This is a genomic window from Escherichia albertii NBRC 107761 = DSM 17582 (assembly GCF_000759775.1).
GTDB classification, from domain to species: Bacteria; Pseudomonadota; Gammaproteobacteria; order Enterobacterales; family Enterobacteriaceae; genus Escherichia; species Escherichia albertii.
Window position 1 is genome coordinate 1 of sequence record NZ_BBMY01000165.1, and the last position, 9,218, is coordinate 9,218.

A 9,218-nucleotide genomic window follows, 5' to 3' on the forward strand; every position below is an offset into this window, starting at 1 on the left:
AGCACCTCAAAAACACCATCATACACTAAATCAGTAAGTTGGCAGCATCACCCAGATGCCACGTCGAATTTGATTTCAGTCACGGATGAAAATAGCCATCAGGCGTATTTAGATAAATCGGTGAACTTTTATAGCTCTACCGGGCCGGATGGCACAATGACACTGACCGTGAATCAACCTAATGCGGGCCTGGGTGTCAGAATGCCGCTTCATGCAACGCTGGAGAATAATGCGGCAACCTCGCAACCATTGAGCGCCATTTTTACAGTACAAACCAGCCCGGATACGTCACTGGCGAACTACTGGGGGTATATGCCAGAAACCTTAACCGCCAAAAACGGTAAGGTATTCAGTCGTCCGCTGTTAAAAGCTGAAACAGGCGCTACTGCATCTTTCAATGTTAATAACGAAGTGTGGCAGAAAGTCACAATCACCCAGGCATTGAATGGTACTCAAGGGGGGTGTCAGGACAGATTACCACAGCTAAATGACCTGCTGTCGCTTTATGAACAGTATCCAGATGGGACGTTGCAATCAACGCAGGGGTGGCCGGCAGATCCATCGGTACCTGGTTTCTGGTCGCGTAATGCGGCTTCCAGTGTGGGGATAGCAGCTCCTGCATATCAATATGTTAACCTCGGTACGGTTGGCTCTGTAGTGAGTACTTCCTCTACTTCGACTCCCTGGCCGCTGGTCTGCCTGGCGAATGCGGAACCGATCGGCGCGATAACTCTGGCGTCAGCGCCGGAAAACTGGGACAGCGTATGGCTGGCCGGAAAGGCGAAGAAAGGCGAGTCGATTCCTCTCACGGTAACGGTAACATATAGCGACGGTTCACCTGCGGCCTATGAGTCGGTGGGTATCCAGCGTAGTGTGAGTAAAAATCGTGCAGGAACCAGCGAAACTAATACTTCTATTAACGATGACCTGATGGCAGACAGCTTTGCTCCGGCACAAACATACACGAGCGGCTCTTTAACGGGGTCGTCGACGACTGCCAATAACTACATGATTATGCAGACGGATGCCCGGGGGCAGGTGACCTTTAACCTGCATCAGGATAACACCTCCGGCCTTAAGACGCCGATGATCGTGACGGCAACAGGCAGCAGCACGCAGATGAAAGCATCGCTGGATACGATCTTTACCGTGATTACCAGCCCGGACAGCGACAAAGCCAATATGTGGGGCCATATGCCGGAAACGGCGACGGCGGCGAACGGTGCGGTGTTTGAACGACCGAAATTGTACAGTGAAGTGTCGTCTCCCTCCCAGGCATCAGCGGTGTCCGCGTATAATGAATCCTGGCCGGGACTGATGCCTAAACAAAAAACGGACAGCAGCGTCAGCCCGTGCGCCGACGCAGCGAAACATCCGACACTTGATGATCTTGGTGCGTTGTACGCCCGCTATCCGAACGGCACTATTACTGCACAGATTGGCTGGCCTGTTTCTGGAAGCGGCTATTCCTGGTGGACGTCAGATCCAGCGTGTACCGTTTCGTCGTCAAAATGCCAGACGATGAACCTGTATAATGGTCAGACGGAAAGTACTAAAACCAAAGCGCTTCAGGCTTGTCTGTTAACGCCGCGCCCGGATACCTCCATCACGCTGACGTCTTCGCAGTTTGATTCTGGCAGACAGGCTGCGGTGGCTAAACAAGGCGACGCGATGTTTTTAACAGTGACCACAAAAGACAGCGCCGGGAAGGCGAAGCCCAACGTGGCGTTCACCCTGACGCGCGGCGCAGCGGCACCGAGAAACCCGGGGGTGACGTTGTACGGCAATGTGGCGAGTTTTGATGATATGCTGCTGACACCTGTCTCGCCTGCTGGCGCAAATGTGACGCTGACCGATAGCGGTAGCACCATTAGTGGCGTGACTGCGAGCAACGGTACGGCGACCTTCACCATCCGCCAGGATAACTCGCCGGGGTATAAAACGCCGCTGAAGGTGGCGCTGGTGAGTGACGACACGGTTACATCGTCGCTGGATACCATCTTTACCGTCCATACCAGTCCTGATATCCCCACGGCCAGCTTCTGGGGGAATATGGTGGATACCGTGACCGTGAACGGAAAAACGTTACATCGTCCATTGTTGGCGTCGGAAGTGTCGTCTGCGACACCGGCATCGACGCCGACTGTGAACAACGAAATTTGGGCGCTGGCCCATACCATCGATGCCAATAAGCTGGATTTTGAAAAACAGTGCGGTAGTCTGGGCAAAGCGCCGACATACAGTGAGTTGCAGACATTGCATGGTTCAATGAATAGCCTGGGATGGCCGATGACGTCGTTTAGCTATCTCTCATCATCGGCCAGCAGCGGCAGTTTCTACTGTGGCCTGAACATGTCAACGAACACTCAGAATTGCGGTATTGATGTCGATGGGACGCCTGGGTTTGCTACCTGTTTCCAGTGATTCTGTACAATATTGCCGGACATTGATTATGTTCAGTCCGGCACAGAACGGCGTGGTTTACGTGAGCGCTTTACCGCGCTGACTTCGCTGACCACCACGCCATCGCCAAGGCGGGTAGTTAGCGTGTCGCCAGCTTTAACTTGTTTAACCTGCTTCAGGACTGAGCCATCGGCGGCGCTGGTCACGCTATAGCCGCGTGCCAGCGTGGAAAGTGGGCTAACCGCTTCCAGATGAGTCACCGCGTTGCCGAAACGTTCACGTGTGTCGCCAAGCTGTGCGCGAAGCGTTTCTGTCAGACGATATTCCAGTTGCTGAATGCGAGTTTGCGCACGATGAATATGCGGTTGCGGATTTTGCTGGTTAAGCCGCTGGATAAGGCGTTGCTGCTGCTGATTTGCCTGTTTAAGCTGATTTTCCAGTGCGAAGCTCATTCGTTTTTGCAGGCGTTCAAGCGCAGTCTGCTGGCGTGCCAGCCGTAACTGCGGGTGCTGCTGCTGTAACCGATGATGAATTTGCGTAAAACGACGTGCCCGATTAGCAAGATAATAATCCATCGCCATTTCCAGCCGCTGCTGGGCAGATTGCACCTGGCGCAGCAACTCCTGCTGATTGCGGCTCACCACTTCGGCGGCGGCAGATGGTGTGGGCGCACGCAGGTCGGCAACAAAGTCGGCGATGGTGACATCGGTTTCATGCCCGACAGCGCTGACTACCGGAATACGGCTGGCAAAAATCGCCCGCGCCACGCGTTCGTCGTTAAAACTCCATAAATCTTCCAGCGAACCACCGCCGCGTCCGACGATTAGCACATCACACTCGCCGCGAATATTTGCCAGTTCAATGGCGCGAACGATTTGCCCCGGCGCATCATCACCCTGTACGGCGGTAGGATAAATAATCACTGGCAGTGAGGGATCGCGACGTTTTAATACATGCAGAATATCGTGCAGTGCCGCACCGGTTTTTGAAGTGATCACACCCACGCAGTGCGCGGGGGAGGGAAGTGGTTTTTTAAATTGCTGATCGAACAAACCTTCGGCCTGCAACTTCGCTTTGAGCTGTTCGTATTTCTGTTGCAACAAGCCTTCACCCGCTGGCTGCATACTCTCGACGATAATCTGATAATCGCCGCGCGGCTCATACAATGTGATATTGGCGCGAACTAATACTTGTTGCCCATGTTGTGGGCGGAAGGTGACCCGGCGGTTGCTGTTGCGAAACATGGCACAACGCACCTGGGCGGTATCGTCTTTGAGCGTAAAATACCAGTGACCGGAAGAGGGCTGGCTAAAGTTAGAAATTTCGCCGCTGATCCACACCTGTCCCATCTCCTGCTCAAGCAGCAGACGAACCGTTTGATTCAGGCGGCTAACGGTAAAAATTGCAGGGGATTGAGAAGGTAACATGTGAGCGAGATCAAATTCTAAATCAGCAGGTTATTCAGTCGATAGTAACCCGCCAGTTGGGGATAGCAAGCATTTTTTGTAAAAAGGGGTAGATGCAATCGGTTACGCTCTGTATAATGCCGCGGCAATATTTATTAACCACTCTGGTCGAGATATTGCCCATGCTACGTATCGCTAAAGAAGCTCTGACGTTTGACGACGTTCTCCTCGTTCCTGCTCATTCTACCGTTCTGCCGAATACCGCTGACCTCAGCACCCAGCTGACGAAAACTATTCGTCTGAATATCCCTATGCTCTCTGCAGCAATGGATACCGTAACGGAAGCGCGCCTGGCTATCGCTCTGGCTCAGGAAGGCGGTATCGGCTTTATCCACAAAAACATGTCTATTGAGCGCCAGGCTGAAGAAGTTCGCCGCGTGAAAAAACACGAATCTGGCGTGGTGACTGATCCGCAGACCGTTCTGCCAACCACCACTTTGCGTGAAGTGAAAGAACTGACCGAGCGTAACGGCTTTGCTGGCTATCCGGTTGTAACCGAAGAAAACGAACTGGTCGGCATCATCACCGGTCGTGATGTGCGTTTTGTTACCGATCTGAACCAGCCGGTTAGCGTTTACATGACGCCGAAAGAGCGTCTGGTGACCGTCCGTGAAGGCGAAGCCCGCGAAGTTGTGCTGGCTAAAATGCACGAAAAACGTGTTGAGAAGGCGCTGGTGGTTGATGATGAATTCCACCTGATCGGCATGATCACCGTGAAAGACTTCCAGAAAGCGGAACGTAAACCGAATGCCTGTAAAGACGAACAAGGCCGTCTGCGCGTTGGTGCAGCGGTTGGCGCGGGCGCGGGTAACGAAGAGCGTGTTGACGCACTGGTTGCCGCAGGCGTTGACGTTCTGCTGATCGACTCCTCTCACGGTCATTCTGAAGGCGTTCTGCAACGTATCCGTGAAACCCGTGCGAAATACCCGGATCTGCAAATCATCGGCGGCAACGTCGCAACTGCCGCTGGCGCTCGCGCTCTGGCAGAAGCGGGCTGCAGCGCAGTTAAAGTCGGTATTGGCCCAGGTTCTATTTGTACGACGCGTATCGTGACTGGTGTCGGTGTTCCGCAAATCACCGCTGTTGCTGACGCCGTAGAAGCGCTGGAAGGCACTGGTATTCCGGTTATCGCTGACGGCGGTATCCGCTTCTCTGGCGATATCGCCAAAGCTATCGCTGCTGGCGCAAGCGCGGTGATGGTGGGTTCCATGCTGGCAGGTACGGAGGAATCCCCGGGGGAAATCGAGCTCTACCAGGGCCGTTCTTACAAATCTTACCGTGGAATGGGTTCTCTGGGCGCGATGTCCAAAGGGTCTTCTGACCGTTACTTCCAGAGCGACAACGCTGCCGACAAACTGGTGCCGGAAGGTATTGAAGGTCGCGTAGCTTACAAAGGTCGCCTGAAAGAGATCATCCATCAGCAGATGGGCGGCCTGCGCTCCTGTATGGGGCTGACTGGCTGTGGTACTATCGACGAACTGCGTACTAAAGCGGAGTTTGTACGTATCAGCGGTGCGGGCATTCAGGAAAGCCACGTCCATGACGTGACCATCACTAAAGAGTCCCCGAACTACCGTCTGGGCTCCTGATTCTCTTCGCCCGACTTCATGTCGGGCGATTTATATTATCTGTTTCACTTGCCTCGGAATAAGCGTCAATGACGGAAAACATTCATAAGCATCGCATCCTCATTCTGGACTTCGGTTCTCAGTACACCCAACTGGTCGCGCGCCGCGTGCGTGAGCTGGGCGTTTACTGCGAACTGTGGGCGTGGGATGTGACAGAAGCACAAATTCGTGACTTCAACCCAAGCGGCATCATTCTTTCCGGCGGCCCGGAAAGCACCACCGAAGAAAACAGCCCGCGCGCACCGCAGTATGTCTTTGAAGCTGGCGTACCGGTATTCGGTGTTTGCTATGGCATGCAGACGATGGCAATGCAGTTGGGCGGCCACGTTGAAGCCTCCAACGAACGTGAGTTTGGCTATGCGCAGGTTGAAGTCGTAAACGACAGCGCACTGGTTCGCGGTATCGAAGATGCGCTGACTGCGGACGGTAAGCCACTGCTGGATGTCTGGATGAGCCACGGTGATAAAGTTACCGCTATCCCGTCCGATTTCGTGACCGTCGCCAGCACTGAAAACTGCCCGTTTGCCATTATGGCGAACGAAGAAAAACGCTTCTACGGCGTGCAGTTCCACCCGGAAGTGACTCACACCCGCCAGGGTATGCGTATGCTGGAGCGTTTTGTTCTGGATATCTGCCAGTGTGAAGCGCTGTGGACGCCAGCAAAAATTATCGACGACGCTGTAGCCCGCATTCGCGAGCAGGTGGGTGACGATAAAGTGATCCTCGGCCTTTCTGGCGGCGTAGACTCCTCCGTTACCGCCATGCTGCTGCATCGCGCTATCGGTAAAAATCTGACCTGCGTGTTCGTTGATAACGGCCTGCTGCGCCTTAACGAAGCGGAACAGGTGATGGACATGTTTGGCGATCGCTTTGGCCTGAACATTATTCACGTTCCGGCAGAAGATCGTTTCCTGTCAGCGCTGGCAGGTGAACACGATCCAGAAGCGAAACGTAAAATCATCGGTCGCGTCTTTGTTGAAGTGTTCGATGAAGAAGCCCTGAAAGTGGAAGATGTGAAGTGGCTGGCGCAGGGCACAATTTACCCTGACGTAATCGAATCTGCCGCGTCTGCGACTGGTAAAGCGCACGTGATCAAATCCCACCACAATGTGGGCGGCCTGCCGAAAGAGATGAAGATGGGCCTGGTTGAACCGCTGAAAGAGCTGTTCAAAGATGAAGTGCGTAAAATTGGTCTGGAGCTGGGCCTGCCGTACGACATGCTGTACCGCCACCCGTTCCCGGGACCGGGCCTCGGCGTGCGTGTACTGGGCGAAGTGAAGAAAGAGTACTGTGACCTGCTGCGCCGTGCTGATGCCATCTTCATTGAAGAACTGCGTAAAGCGGACTTGTACGATAAAGTCAGCCAGGCGTTCACCGTCTTCCTGCCGGTACGTTCTGTAGGCGTAATGGGCGATGGACGTAAATACGACTGGGTTGTCTCCCTGCGTGCTGTTGAAACCATCGACTTTATGACCGCTCACTGGGCACACCTGCCGTACGATTTCCTCGGTCGCGTTTCTAACCGCATCATCAACGAAGTGAACGGTATTTCTCGCGTGGTGTATGACATCAGCGGTAAGCCGCCAGCTACGATTGAGTGGGAATGATTTCGCGTCTGGCAACAGCCTGTACGTAAAAGCAGTAAAGTACCTCTAAACCCGCGTAACTGCGGGTTTTTTTATTGTTATCCCTAAACCACCTCCTGGGGAGGTGGTTTAGGGATAACAATAAAAAGCCCATAATCCTTACGAATCATGGGCTTTATGGTAGAGAAAGCAATTAGTTAAACCAGCTATCAGATTTATTTTCTTCTGCTTTGCCGGCACTTTTCATCAAATCGCGTCCGCCTTCCGACATATTGCGGTTCGCATCGGCTTCTGACTGAACAACATCAGTATGCGCAGCCTGACGCTTAAGCTCCTGATCGATGTACTCGTTTTCCCTTTTTACTCGCGCTTCTTCTTTCGCCAGTGCCAGTTTTTGCTTCTGGATTTCTAAACTGCGCAACTCATCTTCATAACCTTGATCACGCTGTTTATCTTTGGTGGCTTCAGCATCCAACTTGTCCTGACGAGCTTGTCGTGCTGCCGCAGCAGCTGCGGCTTTCTTATTCGCTGCTGCCTGCGCATTTGCGCGTCGTTGCCTTTCTTGTTGGACTTCTCTGTTGCGCTCCGCTACCCATTCATCATGCTCTTTTTTCTCTTCATTTTTGCCTTGCTGTTCAGCTTCTGCAACTGCGGAGAGCTGATCCTGTAATGAAGAGGCAAAGGTTGTGTTGCTTAGCGTAGCCAGAATTGCGCACAGCAGTATTTTCTTCATGACCCCCCCTGATGATTATTTTTTCTCAGGGCATGTCGCGTTTGGCTGAATGCGGGTTTCATTGTAAGCAGTGGAGATAACAACTGCTAAACCAGTAGTGAATTGGCACTGTTTGCCAACCTGGGTTGAGGTATAAACTTTTTTCCCGTCTTTATAGGTTAAAGACACACCTTCAACTAAAGTTTTATCACTTACCATGGAGCCTGCTGCCGCACCTGCCGCACCGCCTCCGACTGCACCAGCCGTGGTATTCAGGCTGCTGCCGGAACCTACGTTATGGCCCACAACACCACCTGCCACAGCACCAAGAACAGCGCCAAAAGTCTGTGCTGCTTGTTTATTTTTTGTATTATCTACCGCTACTTTTGCTGGTAGCACGGAAATAATATTAACTGTTTTGGTCTCTTGTTTTGAGTTCAGCTGATCTGTTTGATAAACATCAGCAGCATGATCATCAGCATTGGATTGACAGCCAGCGAGAGTGAAAGAAGCCAAAATAGCTACAGGTAAGAAACATTTTTTAAAGTTCATCACTAATCCTTGTTAATCGCATTGTAAAAAACATGATTATTTAAAATCATCATCCAACAAAAGTAAATCTATTGATGGTGGAGTAAAGAATTAAATTTTTTATTATAATTAAAGTGAATGTGTGATGAGAAAATATTAATTAAATATATATGAAATATAAATAATAACTATCATCTTATATATGATGGTATATATTCTAGAATGTTTTTCCGGGATATTGAAAAATTGCGCAGCAATACGCCTTCTGACTCCTGTAAGCCAGAAAGAGACAAAAGACATCAAACAACCTGAAGCTGTTTTACTGTTGGGGTAATGTTCGACGTTCCCGCTAACGTTGTACCGGTGACTCGATAGAGAGCGTGGATTGTTGAGCTTCTTTTTTGCTCTGATGATGCTGCCAGGCGCCGACGGAGGAGTAGATAAAGCGGCCAAAGAAGAAGATAAAGCTGATGAGCAGTACGATTCGGGTCATGCGACTGTTAAATCGGTGTCGTTTTCGCATACTGGTTGCCTGACTCACAAAAGGTTCCTTAAGCTATGTCCAACTTCGTGGACGGTACTTACATTAAGGCACATCATAGCAAAATGGTCAATTCTTCATTGGTGATGCTGCCAACTTACTGATTTAGTGTATGATGGTGTTTTTGAGGTGCTCCAGTGGCTTCTGTTTCTATTAGCTGTCCCTCCTGTTCAGCTACTGACGGGGTGGTGCGTAACGGCAAAAGCACCGCCGGACATCAGCGCTATCTCTGCTCTCACTGCCGTAAAACATGGCAACTGCAGTTCACTTACACCGCTTCTCAACCCGGTACGCACCAGAAAATCATTGATATGGCCATGAATGGCGTTGGATGCCGGGCAACTGCCCACA

Annotated in this window: 8 protein-coding genes; 4 read left to right on the forward strand and 4 right to left on the reverse strand. The window is 51.7% G+C overall.

The window, feature by feature from the left end:
• A partial coding sequence (locus EA14781_RS20755; protein WP_256204658.1) for an adhesion domain-containing protein occupies positions 1 to 2,424 on the forward strand: 2,424 nt, incomplete at its 5' end.
• 32 nt (positions 2,425 to 2,456) lie between these two features.
• Here the strand turns inward: EA14781_RS20755 and xseA are convergent.
• Positions 2,457 to 3,830: an exodeoxyribonuclease VII large subunit gene (xseA, locus tag EA14781_RS20760; protein ID WP_000937956.1), complete on the reverse strand. Its 1,374-nt coding sequence runs from the start codon at positions 3,828 to 3,830 to the stop codon at positions 2,457 to 2,459.
• 161 nt (positions 3,831 to 3,991) lie between these two features.
• Between xseA and guaB the strand changes: the two genes are divergently transcribed.
• Entirely contained in the window at positions 3,992 to 5,458 is a 1,467-nt protein-coding gene (gene guaB / locus EA14781_RS20765; protein WP_001299507.1) for an IMP dehydrogenase, read from the forward strand.
• Between the two features lie 68 nt (positions 5,459 to 5,526).
• Entirely contained in the window at positions 5,527 to 7,104 is a 1,578-nt protein-coding gene (gene guaA, locus EA14781_RS20770; protein WP_000138272.1) for a glutamine-hydrolyzing GMP synthase, read from the forward strand.
• A 172-nt stretch (positions 7,105 to 7,276) separates the two neighbouring features.
• On the opposite strand, the gene EA14781_RS20775 is transcribed toward guaA, so the two are convergent.
• The 3 genes from EA14781_RS20775 to EA14781_RS20785 form a co-directional block, all read right to left on the reverse strand.
• Positions 7,277 to 7,816: a DUF5384 family protein gene (locus EA14781_RS20775; RefSeq protein WP_000722174.1), complete on the reverse strand. Its 540-nt coding sequence runs from the start codon at positions 7,814 to 7,816 to the stop codon at positions 7,277 to 7,279.
• 15 nt (positions 7,817 to 7,831) lie between these two features.
• Positions 7,832 to 8,350 (reverse strand): outer membrane lipoprotein, encoded by a 519-nt coding sequence (locus EA14781_RS20780; RefSeq protein ID WP_010340856.1) that lies wholly within the window; start codon positions 8,348 to 8,350, stop codon positions 7,832 to 7,834.
• Between the two features lie 325 nt (positions 8,351 to 8,675).
• The gene (locus EA14781_RS20785) at positions 8,676 to 8,867 is read right to left on the reverse strand and encodes a YfgG family protein (RefSeq protein ID WP_000075999.1); all 192 of its coding nucleotides are present in this window, start codon (positions 8,865 to 8,867) and stop codon (positions 8,676 to 8,678) included.
• A gap of 137 nt (positions 8,868 to 9,004) precedes the next feature.
• On the opposite strand from EA14781_RS20785, the gene EA14781_RS20790 reads away from it, so the two are divergent.
• Positions 9,005 to 9,218: IS1 family transposase (locus tag EA14781_RS20790; protein ID WP_042336169.1), on the forward strand; the 214-nt coding region annotated here is incomplete at its 3' end.